Annotated in this window: 17 protein-coding genes and 1 pseudogene; 10 read left to right on the top strand and 8 right to left on the bottom strand. The window is 64.7% G+C overall.

Features of this window, described 5'->3' with window-relative positions; all coding sequences use genetic code 11:
- Nucleotides 1-45 precede the first annotated feature (45 nt).
- The gene (locus AB0H61_RS37605) at nt 46-1098 is read left to right on the top strand and encodes a 3-keto-5-aminohexanoate cleavage protein (protein WP_357313386.1); all 1053 of its coding nucleotides are present in this window, start codon (nt 46-48) and stop codon (nt 1096-1098) included.
- Nucleotides 1099-1721: 623 nt separating this feature from the next.
- Here the strand turns inward: AB0H61_RS37605 and AB0H61_RS37600 are convergent.
- The 3 genes and pseudogenes from AB0H61_RS37600 to gabT all read right to left on the bottom strand — a co-directional run bounded on the left by AB0H61_RS37600 (nt 1722) and on the right by gabT (nt 5642).
- Entirely contained in the window at nt 1722-2282 is a 561-nt protein-coding gene (locus tag AB0H61_RS37600) for a hypothetical protein (RefSeq protein WP_357313384.1), read from the bottom strand.
- 957 nt (nt 2283-3239) lie between these two features.
- Nucleotides 3240-4280, bottom strand: a pseudogene (locus AB0H61_RS37595) (aldehyde dehydrogenase family protein); the annotation flags it as partial.
- A gap of 15 nt (nt 4281-4295) precedes the next feature.
- The gene (gabT, locus tag AB0H61_RS37590) at nt 4296-5642 is read right to left on the bottom strand and encodes a 4-aminobutyrate--2-oxoglutarate transaminase (RefSeq protein WP_357313417.1); all 1347 of its coding nucleotides are present in this window, start codon (nt 5640-5642) and stop codon (nt 4296-4298) included.
- 171 nt (nt 5643-5813) lie between these two features.
- Between gabT and AB0H61_RS37585 the strand changes: the two genes are divergently transcribed.
- The 3 genes from AB0H61_RS37585 to AB0H61_RS37575 all read left to right on the top strand — a co-directional run bounded on the left by AB0H61_RS37585 (nt 5814) and on the right by AB0H61_RS37575 (nt 8933).
- On the top strand, nt 5814-7301 hold the full coding sequence (locus AB0H61_RS37585; RefSeq protein WP_357313381.1) for a PucR family transcriptional regulator: 1488 nt from the start codon (nt 5814-5816) through the stop codon (nt 7299-7301).
- A 53-nt stretch (nt 7302-7354) separates the two neighbouring features.
- Nucleotides 7355-7510, top strand: a complete 156-nt coding sequence (locus tag AB0H61_RS37580) for a hypothetical protein (RefSeq protein WP_357313379.1) — start codon at nt 7355-7357, stop codon at nt 7508-7510.
- A gap of 241 nt (nt 7511-7751) precedes the next feature.
- On the top strand, nt 7752-8933 hold the full coding sequence (locus AB0H61_RS37575) for a hypothetical protein (RefSeq protein WP_357313376.1): 1182 nt from the start codon (nt 7752-7754) through the stop codon (nt 8931-8933).
- A gap of 115 nt (nt 8934-9048) precedes the next feature.
- Here AB0H61_RS37575 and AB0H61_RS37570 read toward each other — a convergent pair whose 3' ends face one another.
- Both AB0H61_RS37570 and AB0H61_RS37565 read right to left on the bottom strand, forming a co-directional pair.
- Entirely contained in the window at nt 9049-11031 is a 1983-nt protein-coding gene (locus tag AB0H61_RS37570; RefSeq protein ID WP_357313373.1) for a S41 family peptidase, read from the bottom strand.
- A 552-nt stretch (nt 11032-11583) separates the two neighbouring features.
- Nucleotides 11584-12069: a DUF1877 family protein gene (locus AB0H61_RS37565; protein ID WP_357313370.1), complete on the bottom strand. Its 486-nt coding sequence runs from the start codon at nt 12067-12069 to the stop codon at nt 11584-11586.
- Between the two features lie 184 nt (nt 12070-12253).
- On the opposite strand from AB0H61_RS37565, the gene AB0H61_RS37560 reads away from it, so the two are divergent.
- Together AB0H61_RS37560 and AB0H61_RS37555 are read left to right on the top strand one after the other, a co-directional pair.
- Complete coding sequence (locus AB0H61_RS37560) at nt 12254-12892, top strand: hypothetical protein (RefSeq protein WP_357313368.1); 639 nt, start codon at nt 12254-12256, stop codon at nt 12890-12892.
- Nucleotides 12805-13473, top strand: coding sequence for a hypothetical protein (locus tag AB0H61_RS37555; RefSeq protein ID WP_357313366.1), 669 nt, complete (start codon nt 12805-12807; stop codon nt 13471-13473). Before AB0H61_RS37560 ends, AB0H61_RS37555 begins: the two co-directional genes overlap by 88 nt.
- Before the next feature lie 189 nt (nt 13474-13662).
- Here AB0H61_RS37555 and AB0H61_RS37550 read toward each other — a convergent pair whose 3' ends face one another.
- Nucleotides 13663-14400, bottom strand: coding sequence for a hypothetical protein (locus tag AB0H61_RS37550; RefSeq protein ID WP_357313364.1), 738 nt, complete (start codon nt 14398-14400; stop codon nt 13663-13665).
- Nucleotides 14401-14609: 209 nt separating this feature from the next.
- On the opposite strand from AB0H61_RS37550, the gene AB0H61_RS37545 reads away from it, so the two are divergent.
- The gene (locus AB0H61_RS37545) at nt 14610-15161 is read left to right on the top strand and encodes a dihydrofolate reductase family protein (protein WP_357313362.1); all 552 of its coding nucleotides are present in this window, start codon (nt 14610-14612) and stop codon (nt 15159-15161) included.
- Between the two features lie 855 nt (nt 15162-16016).
- Nucleotides 16017-16622 (top strand): hypothetical protein, encoded by a 606-nt coding sequence (locus AB0H61_RS37540; protein WP_357313359.1) that lies wholly within the window; start codon nt 16017-16019, stop codon nt 16620-16622.
- Between the two features lie 143 nt (nt 16623-16765).
- On the opposite strand, the gene AB0H61_RS37535 is transcribed toward AB0H61_RS37540, so the two are convergent.
- Nucleotides 16766-17407, bottom strand: a complete 642-nt coding sequence (locus tag AB0H61_RS37535) for an SMI1/KNR4 family protein (RefSeq protein WP_357313357.1) — start codon at nt 17405-17407, stop codon at nt 16766-16768.
- 291 nt (nt 17408-17698) lie between these two features.
- Between AB0H61_RS37535 and AB0H61_RS37530 the strand changes: the two genes are divergently transcribed.
- Nucleotides 17699-19351 carry a protein kinase gene (locus tag AB0H61_RS37530; protein ID WP_357313355.1) on the top strand — a complete coding sequence of 551 codons (1653 nt, stop codon included), beginning with the start codon at nt 17699-17701 and terminating at the stop codon, nt 19349-19351.
- 208 nt (nt 19352-19559) lie between these two features.
- Here AB0H61_RS37530 and AB0H61_RS37525 read toward each other — a convergent pair whose 3' ends face one another.
- The gene (locus AB0H61_RS37525) at nt 19560-20555 is read right to left on the bottom strand and encodes a putative sulfate exporter family transporter (protein WP_357313353.1); all 996 of its coding nucleotides are present in this window, start codon (nt 20553-20555) and stop codon (nt 19560-19562) included.
- A gap of 118 nt (nt 20556-20673) precedes the next feature.
- On the opposite strand from AB0H61_RS37525, the gene AB0H61_RS37520 reads away from it, so the two are divergent.
- Nucleotides 20674-21603, top strand: coding sequence for a LysR family transcriptional regulator (locus AB0H61_RS37520; protein WP_357313350.1), 930 nt, complete (start codon nt 20674-20676; stop codon nt 21601-21603).
- Nucleotides 21604-21605: the final 2 nt, after the last annotated feature.

Below are 21605 nucleotides of genomic sequence, written 5' to 3'. Positions count from 1 at the left end.
CCTCTCACCCCCAACAGTATTCGAGTTCCGACAGGAGCGTCTCTCATGCATTTCCACGACGATTCCCTGTTCCCGGAGAACCAGGAGAAGCTGGTCATCACCGTCGCCCCCTACGGTCCGGAATGGGAACCCGGCGACTTCCGTGCGGATCTGCCGTTGACCATGGACGAGCACGTCCAGGCCGCGGTGGACTGCTACAACGTTGGAGCCACCGTGCTGCACATCCACGTGCGTGAACTCGACGGCAAGGGCTCCAAGCGGCTGTCGAAGTTCAACGAGCTGCTCGGCCGGCTGCGCGAGGCCGTGCCGGATATGATCCTGCAGGTCGGCGGCTCCATCTCCTTCGCACCGGAAGGTGAAGGCGCGGAAGCGAAATGGCTGTCCGACGACACCCGCCATCTGCTCGCCGAGCTGGATCCGAAACCGGATCAGGTGACCATCGCCATCAATACCAGCCAGATGAATATCGTTGAGCTGATGACCGACGCCGACATCGCAGGCACGTCGTTCACCCGCCCGGAGGTCTACGAGGCGTACCGGGAGATGGTCGTCCCCGCCGGGCCCACCTGGGTGGAGGAGCACCTGAAGCGCTTGCAGGCGGCGGGAATTCAGCCGCACTTTCAGCTTGCCAGCATCCCGCAGCTGGAGACGGTCGAGCGGTTGATCCGCCGCGGCGTCTACACCGGTCCACTCATGGTGACCTGGGTCGGCATCGGCGGCGGCTTCGACGGACCGAACCCGTACAACATGATGGAGTTCATCCGCCGCGTTCCCGACGGGGCCGTCTTGACCCTCGAGACGCTCATGCGCAGTTGCCTGCCGATCAACACCATGGCCATCGCGATGGGCCTCCATACCCGCTGCGGCAACGAGGACACCCTGTGGGGCCGCAAGGGGCAGAAGATAGCCTCGGTGCAGCAGGTCGAGCAGCTGGTGCGCCTCGCGGGCGAGCTGGGACGCGAGGTCGCCACCGGCAAGGAGGCGCGCGAGATCTACAAACTGGACGACCGTTACGTCGACACCGACGAGACCCTCGCCAGGATCGGTTTCGCGCCCAATCGCAAGCCTGGCCAGGTCGGGTTCACTCACCACACCTGACCATCCGGTGGCGGCGGGTCGCAGCGGTCTCGCGCCCAGTCTTTCCCCAGCTCCGGTGCGCCGCACACCGTCTCGGTGCACCGGATTCGCAGGAGCACCAATGGAGTTGCACACTACCGCCAGCGGGGCGGACGGCCATACCCTGGTGATGGTAGGGCCGGGAGCCTATGGCGACACCCGAATGTGGTGGTCTCGGTATTTCGACAGCCAGGGCCAGTGGGGGCCGCAGCAGCCCTTTACCGACCGCCAGTGCAATGTGTCGGTTCCGGTGAGCCTTCTTGGATGACTGCCAATCGCGGGAGCGATCTGTGGCGGTGGAAAGCGGGTGACCTGGGCGCAACTGTCGAGTAGTGCGCTACTCGTGTGTCGGACATGTGCGAAGCGAAGAATTCTGTCCACCGGGCTGTGACTCGGTTCGAGGTGAAGATCAGCGGGGGCGCTCTTCCGATCGTGGAAGGCTGAAGATGCCAACAGAAGATAACGCCACTAGCCATGGATCGACGGCGGAAGTGGCAGTAGTTGACCGATCCGGGACAGGAACTGTTTGCGGTGAGACCGAGGCCGCGTCGCTGAATCCCGCAATCGGTGGTGCCGGGCCGGAGGATCATCAAGACGGCAGCGGATCAGGAGACACAAGGCCCGCGGGTGCTGGTGGAAAATCGGAATGGTTCACCGCCGCCGTCGGTATCTTGTTCTGGCCTGTGGTCGTCGCCATGGGGATATTGCAAAGCGAGTCCGCCCGGGCATGGCTCGGCGATCACACACCCTCCGTGGTGGTGGGTTCGGGAGTTCTGATCGCGGTCGTGGTTGTCGCGATTCTTGCGATGTGGTCGAAGAGTCGTGATCCGGCCGTGCGGGCGGCTGCTCTCATGCTGGTCGGTTTTCCCGCGATCCTCATCGCCCTTGCCGGCGTGTTGTTCGTGTTGCCACAGCTGTGGCAGTTGAACGCCGTTCGGTCGCTGATGGTTGTGATCCTGTTCGCCACCCCTGCGGTGATGTGGTGGCTTTTCCTCGCTGCTCAGCGCGCGAGTCTGCTCAACGAGTTCCTCGCCAATCTTCAGCGGTTGGGACTGCTCGAGGTGCAGCGGAATTTTGGGGAGACCGAGGAAGCGCGAAAGACGAGGATCGGTAGTTACCTTCAGAGGTTCGAGGGCACGTATGGTCGTCTGCCGCGGAAGGTGCACGACGATGTGATCGAGAAGCGATTTCAGCCCTATTCGAGTGAGGAGGCGCGGGGGCAGACGCCGATTTCGATTGCAGCTGTGCCGGTTTCGATCGCCATGGTTCTCCTTGCGGTCGGGTGGTTGCTCACGTTGCCGCCAGTCGATCGGATGCCTTCGGCGACCGATCGGCCAGTGTGGGTGCTTGCGTTGACTCCTAACGCCACGCCGGTTACCTTCGCGTTCCTCGGTGCCTATTTCTTTTCGGTTCAGATGCTGTTCCGCCGCTATGTACGTTCGGACCTACGCGGCAGCGCCTATATCGCGGTCATTGTGCGGATAGTTCTTGCTGTTATCGGGATCTGGGTGCTCGAAGGCATCGCCGAGGGCGCGTCGTGGCAGACCTCTCGGTCCCAGATGCTGTTGCTCGGATTCGCCGTCGGCGTTTTTCCGGTGGTGGTGTGGCAGATCATTCGCAGCATCATGATCAAGGTCTTCCGGTACGCCCTGCGCAGCCTGGAGTCCGAGCTGGCACTCGACGGGCTCGACGGGCTCACCGTGTGGCACGAGTCGAGGCTCGAGGAAGAAGACATCGAGAATATTCCGAACATGGCGACCGCCGATATCGTCGACCTGCTCGTCAGTACCCGTTTGCCCGCCGACCGTATCGTGGACTGGGTGGATCAGGCGATCCTGTTGACATACCTGGGTAAAGAGCAGGCGAGCTACACCAACAGCAATGGTGTACGACGCAGTCTGGCGCGCCATGGTGTTCGATCGGCCAGCTCGTTGCTGAGCGCAGCAGAATGTATGCAGATTCGGGGCGAGTTCGGCACATTCGCCGCGGACATCGAGGACAAGGCCGGTCTGGCCGCGGTTCCGACACTCGTGGCGGCAATCCGGACGAACAGCAACCTGACCCTCGTATTGCGCTGGCGCGGTATGGAAGACGGGACGCGCAGCGCGTGACGCGGTCAGGGAAAGGGCGATGTATTTGGTTTCGAGGTATTCATCGATACCTTCGCTGCCGCTTTCGCGCCCCAATCCCGATTCTTTGACTCCGCCGAATGGCGCTGCCACATCGGAGATTATGCCGCGATTGACGCCGACCATCCCGGCCTGCAGCGCACGCGTTACCCGTAGTGCGCGGTCGAGGCCGGTGGTGTAGATGTAGGCGGCGAGCCCATATTCGGTGTCGTTGGCAGCGGCGACTCCGGCCGCTTCTCCGCCGAAACCGACAATGGCGGCGACAGGACCGAAGACCTCCTCCCTGAGGATGCGCGCGTCCGGGGAGATGCCGGTCAGGACCGTCGGGTGGTAGAAGTATCCGGTTTCGCCGTAACTGTGTCCGCCGGTCGCGACGACGGCGCCCTTGTCGACGGCGTCGGAAACGAGTGCGGCGACACGCTGGCGCTGCTTGTCGCTGATCAGCGGACCCACTTGGGTGCCTTCGAGATCGCCAGGCCCGATCCGCAGTGCTTTCATTCTGGCGGTGAGTTTGGCGCAGAATTCGTCATGCACGGCGTTGTCGACGTAGATGCGGTTGGCGGCGGTGCATGCCTCTCCGATGTTGCGCATTTTCGCTGCCATCGCTCCGTCGACCGCGGCGTCGACGTCCGCGTCGTCGAACACCACGAACGGCGCGTTGCCACCCAGTTCCATCGATGTCCGCAGCACTTGATTTGCGGCCTGCCGCAACAGGATCTTGCCGACTTCGGTCGATCCGGTGAATGTCAGTTTTCGTAGCCGTGTGTCGGCGAGTAGGGGAGCGGTCAGCTCCGCCGCACGCGTCGACGGCAACACCGACAGCACGCCATCGGGGAGACCTGCGTCGCGGAACACCTCGGCCAGCAGAAGCATGGTGAGCGGGGTCTCCGCTGCTGGTTTGACGATCATTGTGCATCCTGCCGCGAGCGCGGGCGCGATCTTGCGGGTGCCCATCGCGAGCGGGAAGTTCCAGGGCGTGATGGCGAGTGTGGGTGGCTTGCCCATCTCCAGCGTCATGAGAAGGGCGAATTGATCGGTCTCTGGACGTTGTCAGCGCGCCGCGGCCGAGCGGAGCGCGGTCTCGAGCACACCGAGCGCTTCGTCGAGAAGGTCGTCGCTGATCACCAACGGGGGAAGTAGCCGGATCACATTGCCGTACGTTCCGCAGGTGAGGGCGATGACACCCTCCGACAATGCTTGCGCAGCAATAGCTTTCGTTGTGAACGGGTCCGGAGCGTCGGTGCCCGGGTGGACCAGCTCGATCGCGAGCATCGCTCCCCGGCCGCGAACCTCACCGATGATGTCGATCTCGTCGGCAAGCCGACGCAGGCGCGGCTTGGTCAGGGCTTCGATCTCCCGGGCACGTGCGGGAAGGCCCAGTTGCCGCATCGTCTCGATCGTGGCCAGTGCTGCGGCGCACGCGACCGGATTGCCGCCATAGGTTCCGCCGAGCCCTCCGGTATGGACCGAGTCGAGCAGGTCCGCTCGCCCAGTCACCGCGGCCAGCGGCATGCCGCCTGCGATGCCTTTGGCCATCGTGATCAGATCCGGAACGATCCCTTCGTGCGTGCTGGCAAACCACTCACCGGTGCGCGCGAAGCCGGTCTGTACCTCGTCGGCGACGAATACGACCCTGTTGTCCTTGGCCCAGGACACGAGAGTCGGCAGAAATCCGTCCGCAGGCACGATGAACCCGCCCTCACCCTGAATGGGTTCATAAATGATTGCCGCGACCGCGTCGGCGCCGATCTGTTTCTCGATCTGGTCGATCACCTGCTGGGCGGCTTGCGGGCCGGTCAGACCGTGCCGGTCTCGATAAGGGTAGGACGCAGGCATCCGGTAGACCTCCGGCGCGAACGGGCCGAAGTGCGCCTTGTAGGGCATGGTCTTCGCGGTCAGGGCCATCGTCAGATTCGTACGTCCGTGATAAGCGTGGTCGAAGGTCACGATCGCGGAGCGCCCGGTCGCCAGGCGTGCGATCTTGACGGCGTTCTCCACGGCCTCGGCGCCCGAATTGAAGAGCACAGAACGCTTTTCATGGTCACCGGGCGTCAGTTCGGAAAGTGCCTCGGCGACGCGGACGTACCCTTCATACGGTGTGACCATGAAGCAGGTATGCGTGAAGTGCGCCGCTTGCTCGGCGACAGCTGCGGCGACGGAAGGATGCGACGCGCCGACACTGGTGACCGCGATGCCGGAGCCCAGATCGATCAACGAGTTCCCGTCCACGTCGACGATCACGCCGCCGTCGGCATCGATCGCGTACACGGGGACCGATGAGCCGACGCCCGCCGCCACTGCGGCGCGGCGACGCCGAGCCCATTCGAGTGAGCGTGGGCCGGGCAGCTCCGTGACGAGCTGCCGCTTCTGCGCCAGCCGGTAGGTGAAGTCGGTCACGGATTTGTCCTCGTAAGTTGGGGTTTGCTTGTCGTGTGCTGAGCGGGCCGATCTCGCTCGGATCTGGACGGGGCCAGAGCTAGGGCAAGTGTCGCTGCCAGTCGAACCTGCTGCCAGTGTCCAAAGTGGACATCTTCTACTTCCGATGGGCCAAAGTGGCACACTTGATGGGTGCCGCTCACCGTCCGTCAACTTGTCGCAGAACCGACCTTGCGAATCACGCTTCGGGCGGGGGCCGAACATGCCGACCGGGAGTTGAGCTGGGCGCACGTGTCCGAACTCGACGACCCCGCTGCGTTTCTCAGCGGGGGAGAGCTATTACTGACCACGGGTGTGGGGCTGTCCGACTCCGACCAGGAGATTTCGGGCTGGGTCAGGCGTTTGGTCGCCGCCGGCGTTGCGGCGCTGGGGTTCGGTGTCGGTCTCAGGTACGAAGACATACCCGCGGCCGTCCTCGACACCGCGCACGCGGAAGGTCTGCCGCTGCTCGAAGTGCCCCTCGAGGTGCCGTTCATCCTGCTGGAAAAGGCCGTCTATCAGGCGTTGTCCTCCGAAGACCATGCCCGGCTGCAGCTCAGCCACCAGCAACAGCGGCGACTGATCCACGCCGCACTGGCAGCCGACGGGGCCAAAACCTTGGTTCGGCGCACCGCGGAGCTCATCGGCGGTTGGGCCGCTCTGCTCAACTCCGCCGGCGACATCGTGGACAGCACACATCGCAGTGCGCGACGGGCGGTCGAACAGACCTCGCGGGCGCGACGGTCCCGACCCGGTGAGATCGTGTTCTCGACCGAAGGTGGTGAGGATGTCATCTCGCATCCTCTCGCCGCCGCGGACGGCCGCGTGCTGGGCTACTTGCTGGCCGGTCGCGAGGGTGTCGTCGGTTCTCTCGACCACGGTGTCGTCACCATCGCAGCGTCATTGCTGACCCTGTTCGCCCGCCGAACCGAGCAGTCACGAGATGCGCTCGCTCGTGCGCGAGCGGCAGCACTGAAGATGCTGATCGCCGGACAAACCTCCACCGTGGCGGCAATGGCCGACGAGTTATGGGGAGGGCTGCCAACCGAACCGATCGTTGTGTTCACCGCATATGGAGATCCGCGACGCCTCTCGACGGCGTGCGAGCTGTTCGAGGTGCGCCCTGACGGGGAGATCGCTTACGCGGTCATCGACGATCACCTAGCGGTGATCGCTTCGCACGGCTCGGCGAATTCCGTGCTCGCGCGCCTGACATCGGTTCCGGGTCTCTTCCCGGGCATATCCGGCGAGGCGAGTTGGGGTGAGCTCGCGCGTGCGATCCGGGAAAGTCGCCAGGCCGCAGACGACGCTGCGCGACGCCAGGAGCCAACAAAGTTCACAGCGGTGATCAGCGAGGGGCTCAGTGCCTGTTTCGATCATGATCGTGCACGCGCTTACGCCGAGGCTCACCTGGCGCCGCTGCTCGATAGCGACCGCGGCGGCTCGGATGCACTGCGCTCGACACTCGAGGTGTGGCTCGCTCACAACGGGCAGATAGACCCGGCGTCGAAGGCATTGGGGATCCACCGGCATACGCTACGTCGCCGACTGGATCGCATCGAACGCTTGCTCGAGATCAGACTCGAGTCGCCGACCAGTCGGTCGGAACTGTGGCTCGAACTCCAGTTGGTCGAGCGCTGAGTTAGTGCTGGTCCAGCGCTGCCAGCCACGAGATCTTCGGACCGGTCCTGTCTGTGTTCACCTTCGCCGACGAAACCGAGGCACTGCGGATCGCGAACCCAGCTACGGGCTCGTGTCAGCGGTGTGGACCGCCGATCTGGGAAGAGCCCACCGTGTGGCCGCGAGCTCGATGCCCGGCTTGTTCGGATCAACTGCTTCGAAGAGGGTGACTCCTCGGTGCCCTTCGGTACTCCGGCAACGGAGCAGAGCGCAGCATCCGCGCGCCTCGCGCATCCGCCACTCGGTCTGCCGGACTGGCGAACCACCAACCCCGGCCTCGCTCGTTGTGCGTCAAAGCCTGAGGTAGCCGGTCGGCGGTGCAGACGAACCAGCGGAGGTGCGGGGGGCGAGAACGCCTGGCGTGTGGAAATTCCCGGTGTAGCGTCCATGGAGAACAAGAGGAGATCGAATATGGCTGGTGGGCGCAACGGATTCCTGCTACTCGGTGGTGTGGCGTCGGTCGGGGCGGGTGCGTTGCATCTGTTCGCCGCGGGACTGCACACCGAGCACGCCACCCTCGCCCGGCTGATGGTCGTGCTGGCGGCAGCACAGTGCGCGGCCGGGCTGCTGGTGTCGGTGAGCACGCGAAAGGCCATGCCGGTCACGGTGATCGGGGTGAACCTCGTCGCGGTGGCGATCTGGGGGTATACCCGGTTCGCGGGGCTGCCGTGGCCCGACGGTCTCGGCACGGCAGAGGCGCCGCAGTTCCTCGACAGCACGTGCGCGGCGCTGGGGGTGCTCGCGATCGCCGGCGCAACCGTCGCTCTGGTGCGCCCCGGGGCGTCACTGCCCACGGCACCGACCGTAACCGCCGCCGGTCTGGCCAGCGCCCTCGCCGTCGCGGCGATGCTCGGCGGCGTCGGACATGTGCACAGCCATGGCGACGGCGGCCACGCCCATGCTTCCGACGGCGACCATGCCACCGGCGGCGACCATGCCGACCACGACCACGGGACCGGCACCGAATGGCCGCGGCCGTGGGATCCGGCGACCCCGATCGACCTGTCCGGCGTGCCCGGCGTGACCGCCGCGCAGGAGCAGCGCGCGACCGCCCTGATTCGCACCACCCTCGACCAGCTGCCCGCATTTGCCGACGTCAGTTCCATCGGCGCACTGGGCTTCCGTTCCATCGGCGACTCGGCCACCGGTTACGAGCACTACATCAACACCGGCTACATCCGCGACGACCGATTCCTCGATGCCACCTACCCGGAGTCGCTGGTCTACCGGGTCGACGGCACCGATCGGACCCTGGTCTCGGCGATGTACATCGCCAGAGGCAAGAAGATCGACGACCCCGAATTGGTGAACTACGGCGGGCCTCTGATGCAGTGGCACGTCCACGACAACCTCTGTTGGAAGGCCGGCGCCAATGGTCCCCAGGTCGCCGGTGTCACCGACGCCCAGGGCAACTGCCCGCCCGCCTCGATCAATCCCGGCGCGGGCAATCCGATGGTCCATGTGTGGATCACCGCCAACGAGTGCGGACCGTTCGCGGCCCTGGAAGGCCACGGCGCGGGGCAGGCGGCCACGGCCGCGGACGGCCGTCGCACCGACACCTGCTCCCACGACCACTCCGGCGGCCACCGCTGAGCCATTCCGCCGAAACCGGTTGCGCTCGAGTCATTTGGACACGGCTCTCGCCTACTCGGAGATCATCCTGAACGAGAAGGGCGCCACCGGGCCGAAGTTATCGGGTCACATGCGATCAGATCGTCACCAGGCGCGCGGCGACGAGCTCCCCGGCGGCAAAGCCATAAGCACTCAGTTTCTGTCCCGGTACCACGTCCGCGATGGTCATATGCACTCCGCCGTCTGCCACGTCCTCGGAGACCCGGGGTCGGCTGTCGAGGTAGAGGTCGATGCGGTCGATCCCGGCAACCGTCAGGTCCACGGTAGCCACACCCGCAGCCGGACCGCCGACAACCACATCCAGTCGGCGCACCGGCATCGACGCCAGCAATTGACCCGCGGCGGCCAACAGGTCGACGTTCTCGCCGAGCACATCGTTACGCGTCATCCGATGGACCGCGTCCGGCCGGACACCAAGATCTTCGACGGGGGTCCCCGCCGCCGCACCGACCCGTAGCGTCCGCCGGATAGCCGTCCGAAGGTTCGCACCACTCGGAAGCGCACGGTAGGGCGATTCGGCGTCCGCGGGCTCCGGCACCCGCAGCAGCGCGGACAGCAGCCCGTGCGTCCAGACGTTCGCTCCGCCCGCGCCGGTGTTGTCGTCGACGCCGAGAATCCTTCCGACCTGATGATCCGCGAATCCGGCGGCGAAGATATCCGTCGCCGAGTAGCAACGGGCGTCGGTGATCAATACCACCGGTCCGTGATAGGTCTGACCGATCTCGTTCGCCTCGGCAGCAGGGGTGATCGGGTGCGCGGCCGAGTAGGTCGCCCCCGTCTCGGTTGCCTGCTCGATTGATTCGAACCATGGCCCCAGATCGATTTGCCCCGTCGGATTGTTCTTGTGCCGCCGAACAATACGAAGATTGAGCGGCGTGCTGATGAACTGCACCGGTTCGGGGGAGATCGCCCTCGGCGTCATGGTCTGCAGGAGAAACTCCGAGGCAAAGATATGCCCGCCGCCGTTATCCCGCACATCGACGATCAGGCCCCGCCTAGGCAGCAGGCCGGTCAATCGCACGAACTCGTCGCGAAAAGCCACCGGATCCTCGACGCTGAAGGTGAAGATCCGCACATACCCGAATGTCCCGCTGGTTGTGCTCACCTCCCGCGCTCGGAACACTCCCGGCATCGTGGTCGCGATGTCGGCGCCCTCCACGGCAACCGGCTCGACCAGCTCCGCCGAGGTCTGCCCATCCTCGAGGGTCACGACATCCGGGCGGTACAGCAGCTTCATCGCACGCGACTTCTCGTCGGAATCCAGGTCCAATCCCATCGAGGTCGCCGCAACGCTCACCGCATCGTGGTCGGTCACCGGCGGCAGGTTGGTCGCGATCTGCCACGGTGCGCGGAGCTCGCGCGCCACTCCGTCGCCGCCCACGAAGCTCACGGTCACCCATTCCTCTTCCGGGGGAAGCTGGATCACCAGCGGACGCAACGTCAGCGAATCGAGGCCACGCGCCAGATTCGCCGAATCATTACTACCCGCGAACCGGGCACCATTCACGGCCACAGCGCGTGCGATCGGCGTTCCGTTCCAATGGGTGATCTCCGCACCGATACCGAAACCGTCGGCGTGGAACCCACCGACGATCCGCGTGACGAGGTAGTGGTCGGCGCCGGCATCGTGCGCCTTCTCGATGCGGAATGGCAGGAAGGCGATCTGACCAGCGAAGGGTGCTGGAAGCAGGTAATTGGTATGGAGGTCACGCGTCGAGTGGAAGATGCTCGACACCTGCGAGTGGAACAACCATTCCGGCTCCATCGTCGACGCCGTCTGCCGATCCAGCCTCGTTCGCAACATCCGCAGGCGCCGCACCGGGTTCGCCGCGTGCATCGCCTCCTTCAAGGGCAAATGCACGTAGTTCGATTCGATGATGAGCAGCGCCTGATCGACTATCAACCTGCGTTGTTGCAGCGTCAGCGTGCCCGCCCCGGCGAGAAACGTACCCAGGGCCTCGGACGCGAAGTTCGGTACATCGACGCGTTGACCATCTCGTGCCGTTGCGCGATCCGATAGCGAATTCACATCTGTTGCTGACTGCTCAGATCGAGACATGTGCCTGCTCCTGCACTGCGACTTTCGGGCATTCACCCGCCGGCTTTTCTACCTTCCGCCCCGAACCGGACTAAGCCACGGGTAGTCGGCTACTCGAATTCGGTGGGAATCGGTGACGGCCGGTAGGTGCGTGGCCATCACCGATCGCGCCCGCGTCACACAGTTGTCGTGCGAGGCGGCATAGTCGAAGTCACCGAGCCTTGGAAGCTCAACCAGAACGCCCTGAACACCAATCTCGTTTCGATACCAGCAAGCCGCTCGCTCCTGGACGCCTCCAACAAGGCGCGATTCGAACCGCATTCGATCGACCACGCGCAGCCGGATCAGCCTCTATGGCAAGGCTGAGAGGAGATCATTTACTTCCATCCTCCGCCGTGCGGTATGAGCGGACGATTGTTGTGGCCGACTCTGAATCGTGACGGCGATGATCGAACCTCTTCAGCCGAGGACAGGTGCGCCACGAGTGTGTCGCTGAACCGCACCGGCAACCCGGGATGAATGCCATTGCGCTAGTGGAAGGTTGGCTCCTGGGCAGGTGATCCCTCAAAGTAGTCAGGTGGTGTACATCACGACACCGAGCTTGGAATCCGCGGTCTTGGCATAGAAGGCAGTGAGTCCCTCGAGTTCGGCGACGATGATTTCCGGACCTTCATCGGGTGTGATCAGCTCCAGCTCGTAGATTTCGTGCTCGTCGACCAACTCCTCGAAATCGGCTTGCCTGACAGCGGTTTTGACGGCCATCACGTCAACCGTGGCGAGACGTGCGGCGAGCTCGGTTGCCTGATCCGGCGACACCACCGAGCAAGCCCCGTTCTCCAGGGTCGAGCAGGCGATGCTGTCGACACCGCCGACCACGGGCCACAGCTCGTGGTCTTCAGGGCCGGGCCAAGCCTCCCCGGTGAGGAAGTAATTGAGCGCGGCGCCGTAGTGGGTGCGGTAGTGATCGGGCTTGTCGAGTCTGTTGATGCTGGTCGGATCCTGCCGGAGTGCGTGGATCTCCTCGCCACTCACCGCTTGCAGCCAGGTCGCCTGTGCCACGGAGCCCTCCTGTTCGTTCGCTTGTTCGACAGGTGTACAAGGGTTTTCAGGGCCACGCAACCGCGCCAGGACGGGGCGACGAATGCATTTCTCGGGCATGATCGCGCCGCGAAGGGATTTGCAGTCGTGGGTCTCGACATCGAAGAAGGTGGAGAAGAATTGGATATGGGCGCGGGCGAAGCAGTTGCGGAGTGCGATCGATGATTTCGGGAGGGCGGCGGAGATCGCCGCCGCCTCCGACGCGGATGACATGGTGCGGTTACGCGATCGGGCGTTCGCCGACGGCATGTCGAAATTGTTCTCGATTTGCCTCGGGGACGCCGAGGTCCGATCTGCTGCGGGTTGGTCGGTTTTCCGGAAACAGGTGATCACCCTGATCGGAGCGAGTGGCTGGGCGCTGACCGGCTACATCGACGACACCCTCGACAGCGCACCGCATTCGGCGCTCGAGGAGTGGGATGGTTGGGAGATCGCCTGCCGGTTCCGATCCGCCGTGCAGTTCCTACTGGACGAGTTCGATGATCCGGAGCTGCTGGTTTCGCCGGACTATGAGAAGCAGATGTTGTCCGAGGCCGACGCCGAGCTCCGCGCACAAGCTTCGTTGGTGTCGCCACTGCCCGGCGAAAGACCTCCGGCGGGGATTCCGGACAGTCACCGGTGGTGGTCCGCGGCCTCCTCATTTGCTGCACGGAAAATCGATTGGGCGGCGGTGGCGACCCTGGCATGGTTGTGGGAATGGGTATCTGGACGGACCAATTCCTCGCCCCGTATGAGGCATACCTGCCGGAGGCGGCGGAGTTCGCCGAGTTGGCGGCGAGCATGATTCGCTATCAGGTGGCATGCGCGCCCTGGACGCTGGTCGCCGGAAGCCTGTCCGCCAATGCCCAACTGCCCTATGTCGGGATTCTCGGCGATATTCGATGGAGCATCAGCGACGGTTCGCTGACCGTGGGCGGCGAGCGCGCCACCGACACCACCGACCGCATCGAGTGGGAGGAGGAACAGGTGCCGCCGTGGGGACAGGCCCTGGAGGCAGGACGGGTACTGGCTACCGGGACCGAACCAGCGGATATCGCGCCCGCACTCTCCGCAGCCCCGTACGGGCGAGAGGACATCGCCGTCGTCTTCGACCAACTCGACTTCACCAATCCCGAAGTGCTGAATTACTTCTGGAGTGAGGACAGTCGAATTCAGTTGACTTGTTTCGCGCTTGCCCACCCGCAAAACCGGCCATTGTCCGCCAATACGCTCGCTGATCCGGACAACGGCCCGGTGCATCAGGTGCAGGCGTTCGCGTCGGTCGGCTACAAGCTCGGCAACGGCGGCTATCCGTGCCCGGCGATCGCGGATGCCGTAGTGCGAGTCCTGGGTCCAGGTCTGGTAGTCGGTCAGACAATCGGTTGAGCGTTCCCCTGGTTCTTCACTCGGTGGCGTAGGGGCAGGATCAGCATAGGTATCCTGTTCTGCCGCTGAACGCGCTGGCCGATCGCCCCCGTGGAACAGTTGGAGGTCAACTGGCCGTGCCGATCTGAAGTCCGCCAGAGCCGCATCGAATCCAGCGAGTTGCGCCGCCGCGGGCAGCTCGACGTCGACCTACCGGGCGTGGAAGTCATGCATCGAACCGAAATGCATCGACTGGAAGGTACCCGGGTAGCTCCTGGTCCATATGTCCGAGGGCATGTCCCATGCTTGCGGGATATCGAAGTCCAGCCAGATGCGTTGCGCTTCGGCAAGCACCGCATCTGCTTCGGCTCGAAGATCGAACAAATTGGCAGGTTCCACGAAGAGTAGGTGGTGGTTATCGCAGTAGTCGGTGCCATCCGTGAAAAACCTCGGTGGAACATGCTGGAGCAGAGCAGCCGGATCGCCAGGGAAAAGCGTTCGGGCGCAGGCCAGGTCATAGATGAATCCCGCCACCACACTCGGCAATTGCTCTCGCCCCCAGATCCCTGACGCGACATGCAAAGTCACGCGCAAGGCGCTACCCACGTGTTGGGCCGTCGGCGCCTGAATGAGATTCGCGATCTGGTTGTAATGGGCCGTGTTGAGGACGAGGCTGATCGCACTATCGACCTCGTCGCGGCGGGCTTTGACGAGTTCGGCCCGGCCGAACCACCACCCATCCATTCGTTCGAAGGATTCCTGCGCGGCCGTCCGACACCGGAGGTGACGTCGTTCCGGGATAGCAGCGACAGCGGCGAATCTATCGATCGCCTCGAACCAGAAAGGCGCTAAGGTCCTGCTCCACCCAAGCATCGACCGCCACACCTGATCGTCGGGTTGCCGACTCAGTGCCCGACGCATCTCACCACGCGAGATCATCTCGGTCATGTTAGCCAAGGAAGACGAACCTCGTATATTGCTGCTGTCTGCGACATCCTGAACCAGTAGCGGCCCGCCGAGGCGGAGTGCGTACCCAGCTGTCGGACATAGGCGGTCGCCGGCTGGTGAGACCGCCGAAACCAAGGGATATGGCTCAACGCCTGGTGAGAATCGATGAATACCGATGAGTTTCGAGCGCGTAGGAGGTCTACCCAGTCATGAGGAAACTGATCTATGGGTTCGGCGTGTCCCTGGACGGCTACATCAACGACCGCGACGGCAGCATCGACTGGACTGACCCGGACGAGGAGCTGCACCAGTTCCACAATGACAGGTACCGCGAGATCGAGGTCTCGCTGCACGGCCGCCGGCTGTACGAGCTGATGGCCGAATACTGGCCACACGTGCCCGAGGACGCGCCGCGCATCGAGCGCGAGTTCGGCGGGCTCTGGACGGACAAGCCCAAGGTCGTCTTCTCCCGGACGCTCACCGAGGTCCATTGGAACAGCACGCTGGTCAGTGAGAACGCGGTCGAGGAGGTCCGCAGGCTCAAGGCCGGAGGCGATGGCGTCATGGAGGTCGGTGGCGCGAGTCTCGCGGCCTCGCTGATGCCACACGGGCTCATCGACGAGTACCAGCTGTTCCTCTCGCCCGTGGTGCTCGGCGGCGGCACACCGTTCTTCCCGTCACTGGACAAGCGCGTCCAGCTCCGATTGGTCGAGACGAGGCACTTCAACACCGTGGTGATGCTGCGCTACCGCGCCGACTGAGGTCCGTTCAACGGCAGCGGTCCCCGTTCATGCGCGACCGTCACCGCAGCGGTGCGATCGTCGACGCCGCGAGGTCGCCAAGGCCTGCGGTACCTCGAGGTAGGCGGTTCGCCAGACGGGCCGGGGCGTCGAGCCTTGCGAGGGACTCGGCGACCTGCGGCATAGCCATCAGCTGGCACCGATGTGCGGACGTTCCGATGTTCTGAGGACGTGAACCAGCCGCCTGAACGAACGGCCGCGACCAGCTCGACCGCCGTAGCGGGTCATCGGCACCTGGGTGTCACTGTGGGTGGTACGCACGGCTGGGGCTGGTCGGCGGAAGCGGGGTTGTCGAAACATGGCGGCATGCAGCAGATCAGCCTGGGTGATGTCACGATCACCAGAGTCATGGAGTACGTCGGGTCGGTCGAGATGACGCCGGAGGTGCCAGCATGTTGATCACCATGGCAGGTTCGGGCTCGATGCTGTCTGTGGTTGCGCCCGAGCGGGATCCAGTCGGCTCAACCCGGCCGCGTCGGCGGCCGAGTGTCCACTTCGACCAGCGATGGCAGCGGCCGGGTGAATTGACCGACGGCGTGGAGGTGGCGCAACGCAACGGCGTAGGAGCCGAGGAGACTGGTCTCGCAATAGGTCAGCCGCCGCTCTGCGCAGGCTGTACAACCACAGCGTTGCCCGCGAGATACTCAGCGCTGCTCTGGTTCGGTAGGTCGACCAATAGCGTGAGCTACGGGAGGCGCTGTGGGGGAAGAGAATTCATCGGATGGTCGGTAGGTACTCGTGGCGCCTGCCGAACTGGTCGACGCAGCGAAAGCTTGGACGTATTGTCTTCAACGCATTGGCGTGAGAGGAGTGGCAGTGGCGGACGAGTCGATCGAATCGTTGAGCGAGACCGGGCGCGTGGAGCAGGCGACGGAGGCGGATCTGGAGAAGATCCTCAACGAGGACATTCGCTCTTGCCTCGACGAGGACACCAAGGTGCACCGCGGCGACTTGAGGATCGACGGTGATCTCGGAATCTACGACGGCGCGCTCATCGTATTCGGGAACCTGTCGGCGACGGGCTCGGTCGCCACCGACGAGACCGGCAGCCTCATCGTGACCGGCTCGACCGAGTGCCGGCACCTGTTCCTCGAGGGCAATCTCGAGATTCAGGGGAACGCCACGATGCGGGGCGTCGTCTACGGCTTCTACGAGGCGGGGATCTCCGAGGTGCACGGGACGACGAAAGCCAAGGTCGGCCTCATCGGGAATCACTGCTGGGAGTGCGGAAACGAGGAGTACGAAGTCGGAGGCACGTTCTCCAACTTCCGCGCGGGAAGCTTCACCGGCGATCCAGAAGCGCTCCGCCGGGTGGTCGGCGAGCGTGCCTTCCAGGGGCTCGGCATGTTGCTCGGCTTGAGCGAGGAGGAGCCGAAGGAGCGAAACTCGGCATGGGGGCTCTCGCTCTTTCGCGACATGTGACCCGAATCCTGCACGATCGCTCGGTGACGCGATGCCTTCGGATTTCGCGCTCGAGCACGAATGGTGTTGGGACATACCGAAGGTGATCCCAATTCGACGTGCCGCCGCCTGTGGACCGCTCGAGCGGAATCCGGGGCGGTGGCTCACCGCACGTGGCGCGATACCCGGTCGGTGACGAATGTGATGGTCCGGTCGACCTGGTCGGAGAGCCAGTGCTCGAACGTGGCGTGTGTGGCGGGTGGGTTGTGCAGTGCGTCGGCGAAGTACAGATCGGGTTCGTCGTGGAAGCCGAGGACCAGCGGGGCCTCTCCGGCGCTGTCGTGTGCGGCCGTCACGTAGAACCACTCCTCGCCATTGTGGTGGTCGCACACTCGCACGAGCGGAGCCGTCGGCAGGGAATGCCAGATCGGATCGTCCCGCCAGCCGAAATCCGTGGCGGGATCGGTGAGGACTTTCGATATTCTCGCGACCGCATCGATTTCCGTCGTCTCGTCCCACCAATAGTTGAAGAACGCGACCGCACCCACCTCGCACAGAAACCGGCGATACGAAGGCGGTAGCGCACAACCGAGCTCCGCTTCGATCCCTCGGATCTGTTCCTGGGAGGCCGGTTCCCCTACGACCCGGACGGCCTCGTCGCACTCCCCGAACTCTGCCACGATCGCCTCTTCGTACCCCGCCGCGACCACCGCCTCCAGCCAGGCATTGCCCCGATCGATCGCACTTCGGAAACTCTCCTGCGGCGCGGCCGCGAACCGCCGGGCCAGATCGGGAAGGGTTGACACGGCGGAATCCTACAGCCTGGCCCAGAAAGCCCGCACGCTCAGCGGGATTCGCCACTCGGCACCTGCTCGGGTGGATCGAATCGCCCCCTGCGGCATTACCCCGGTTGCGATCGGTGCGGGTGCGTCACGGCCGAATTTTGAAGCCGACCTCCGCGACAGACGGAATCACGTAGCCGATAAGTGTGATGGCGAGCAGCATCAACGTCGCCATCCGCGAACGGTGTCCGGCGGGGTGGGCGGGGACTGATCTAGCATCGAGGCGCTCGCTGTTCGGACGATGAAGGGGGCGGGATGGTAGAGGACGGTTCGGTTTTCGCGGGGTATTCGATCGAGCGGCGGCTGGGTCATGGCGGGATGGGGACGGTTTATCTGGCCAGGCATCCGCGGCTGCCTCGATGGACCGCGATGAAGCTGTTGAATCCGGCGATGTTCTCCGATAAGGAGATTCGTGCTCGGTTCGAGCGGGAAGCGGATTTGGTCGCGCAGCTGGAGCACCCGAATATCGTGACGGTGTTCGACCGGGGGGTGGAGGACGATCAGCTGTGGATTTCCATGCAGTACATCGACGGGGTCGATGCTGCGAGTGTGGATCCGCATGCGTTACCTGCTGCTCGGGCTACGCAGATCATTGTCGAGACCGCGAAGGCGCTCGACTTCGCACACAGCATGGGTGTGCTGCACCGCGATGTGAAGCCCGCGAATATCCTGCTGGCCAAATCCACTGGTGGGCAGGAACGGGTGTATCTCACCGATTTCGGGATCGCTCGGCTGCGCGATGACGCGGGGCACCTCACGCAAACCGGCACATTCAATGCGACGCTTGCCTATGCCTCGCCCGAACAGCTCACCGGGGCCGCGATGGATGGGCGTTCCGATCAGTATTCGCTGGCCTGCACGCTGTACTGGCTGCTTGTGGGTGCCGCACCGTTCGAATCCACGCACCCCGCCGCGGTCATTCAGGGCCACCTGCAACAATATCCGCCTCCGCTGACCAGTCGGCGGGCCGGGCTGCCTGCTGCGCTGGATCGGGTGCTCGTGCGGGCGATGGCGAAACGGCCCGAGGAGCGGTTCGCCTCGTGCGTCGAATTCGCCGAAGCCGCACGCCAAGCGCTGGCGGGAATCCCACCGCAGGGGATGGGCGGCGCACCCGTCCCGGGACCGATAACGCCCGCCCAGCCGATGGCGCAGATGGGTGGATACCAGGCACCTCAGCAGCTTCACCCCACTCCCGCGCAGCCCGCACCTCAGCAGATGCCGCTCGGTTCCGCTCCGCACGGCGGCTACGGTTATCCGGTCGGCGCGCCGCGGCCACGCTCGAACCGCGGGCTGATGGTCACTCTCTGCGCCGCCCTCGTGGTCGTTATTGCTGTCGGAGTGGGGATTTGGGCCGCCAACAGCGGCGGTAAGGAGGACGAGGGGCCGCGGCGCGATCTCGCGGAAATGCAGCAGGGGTTCCCCCGGTTGCTGCCCCAATCGGCGCTCGAGTCGGAGGGGAAATACGGTTCAGGGACCGGGTTCTCGGGTATCGGGTGCGGCGGGGAAGTCCTGGAGAAGGAATGGCAGCTCACCTGGTTGGACGGGCCGCACCCCGAGGTGGGCAAACCCACCGCCAAATGGGATTGCAACTTCACCAACAGCTACATGATTCCCGCGAGCAAGACCCGATGGCCGCAGCTCAGGATCTTCCGCTACGACTCTGCGGAAGAGGTGAAGAAGGTGACGGCCGCCTTCCTCGGCGCCTCCACCCGCACGGATGCCAACGGCGCCCGGGTGTATACGAACTACGCGTGGGGCACCGACCCCGAGACCACTCCTCGAATGGTGACGGTGTTCAACGAACCCGAGCGCGAGAAGTGCATCCTCTACACCTACGGTCTCGGCGCGAGCAACGATCCGTCGATCAACCAGCTGGTCGATTTCTGGAAAACCATGCCGCTGAACTGATGTCGCCGTCACGTCCCGGTGCGAAGTTGGGTGGGGCCGGGAGCCGTCGGTACGGACAGGGGTGTGACACCGGCGTGGTCGCGGTCGTTGGGGTCTAGGTCTTGCTCTGCCGAGACTGGTCGGCGTCATCACCCGGTGACCGAGCGGGGCACGCACGAGGCGGTGGTTTCCTCGGTGCGCAGGCCGTGCGAAAGGTTGACGGGCCGGATCAACGCCAGCCGGTGGCGGTCAGGAGTGCGAGACTGCTGGCCGCCAGTATCACGGCGAGGATGCCGCCGAACAGTAGTGGTCGCGCACCGGCGGTGCGGAGCTGTCGCCAGGTGAGGGATGCGCCGATTGCGGCGAGGACGGCGGCGATGAGCCAGGCGCTGAGCTGCCCGAGTGGTGCGGTCCAGCAGCGGGGCACGATACCGAGCCCGGAGATGACCGATGCGGCGAGAAACAGCACCACAAAGAGCGGGAAGCTCTGCCGGAGCGGGGTTTTCGCACTGCCGGAGCTGCGGCGGGTGAGATGCAGGCCCAAGCACATCGGGACGATCATGAGACTGCGGACGAGTTTGACTATCACCGCGAAATGCGCTGCCGCGGAGCCGAATATCACGCCTGCCGCCAATACCGACGAGGTGTCGTTGATGGCGGTGCCCGCCCAGAGACCGAATGCCTCCTGGGACAATCCGAGAAACCGCCCGAGAGGCGGATACATCAGTACCGCAACGATATTGAAGACGAAGATCGTGCCGAGCGCGTATGCGACCCGTTCTTTGTCCGGCTTGATGACCGCGGTGGCTGCGGCGATCGCGGACGCGCCGCAGATCGTCGTCCCGACTGCGACCAGCGTCGCCGAATCACGGTCCAGCGCAAGCATTCTGCCGACGACGAATGCGGCGACTGCTCCGACGATCAATGTGCCGATCAGCACTGTGGCGGTCTGCCGTCCCACGGTGAGCACCGACCCGACGGGCAACCCGAGACCGAGCAGCACGATCGCGATGCCGAGCAATCGCTGACGTACCAGGGCGAGACCGGGCGCGAACATCCCGGTGTCCATCGCCGATCGACGTCCGAAGGCACCGATCACGGCTCCGCCGAACAAGGCGATGATCGGCGCGCCCACCATCGGTAACATCAGGCCCGCCCCCGCGGCGGCACCGGCGACCGCGGCGGCGAGCAGGATCCCGGGAAGATTTCGTCGTAACCAGGTCATATTTCTCACGATCACGGCCTGGTTGCCCCGCCGGTAGACCACGATCCCGAAGCAGCTCATCAGCGGTACTGATGGGCCTGGACATGCCGCGACCCGATAATCCGCTCATAATCGGGCCATGACCTTGCCGCCGGGAACGCCCGATCTGGACGTGCTCGATCTGCTGGTCTCCGTTGCGGAGCTGGGCAGTCTCGGGGCGGCCGCACGACGCCACGGCATCACCCAACCGGCCGCGAGTATGCGGATCAGCGCGCTGGAGCGCCGCGCGCGGGTGCGATTGCTCGACCGCGGTCCGACCGGTTCGGTACTGACCGACGCGGGCCGGGTTGTCGTCGGTCACGCCCTGCCGGTGCTCGCTGCCGCCCGGTCTCTGGTCGCGGGTATGGCCGCATTGCAAGCCATCGATGTCCCGCGGCTGCGCGTCGCGGCTTCGAAGACGATCGCCGATCATCGGATTCCGCAGTGGCTCAATGCGTTGCGTGCCGCCTGTCCGGATGTGCTGGTGGCGCTGGAGGTGGAGAACACTCGGCAGGTCGTGGCACTGGTCCGCGACGGCGAGGCGGACCTCGGCTTCGTGGAGGGGCCGCATCCGCCGCACGGTCTCGGCAATCGGGTGCTCGGAGCGGATGATTTGGTGGTGGTCGTCGCGCCGAAACATCCGTGGGCGCTGCGCCGCGCACCGGTGACCCTGCGTGAACTCGCAGACACGGCGCTGCTGTGGCGTGAACAGGGATCGGGGACCAGGGAAACCGTCTGGGAGATACTCAGCACGGCAGGTCAGCCTGCGGCGCCGGCGGCGGAACTCGGCTCCGCGGTGGCGATCACCGCGGCCGCGTGCAGTGGTGTCGCGCCCGCGGTGCTCAGCCGGTTGATCGCCGCACCCGCATTGTCTACGGGTGCGCTCGTGGAGATCCAGCTCGCGCCCCCGGTGATCTTGACCCGCAAGTTCCGCGCCATCTGGCGCCGCCGCACTCCGCCCGCTGGCCCGGCCGAGATTCTGGTCGAATATGCCGCGCGGATGGGATCGGTTACCTCGACCGGCTGGTGATA

Origin of the sequence: Nocardia sp. NPDC050710 (assembly GCF_040654375.1) — a bacterium.
Classification (GTDB): domain Bacteria; phylum Actinomycetota; class Actinomycetes; order Mycobacteriales; family Mycobacteriaceae; genus Nocardia.
This window is presented reverse-complemented; position numbering and strand designations above follow the sequence as displayed.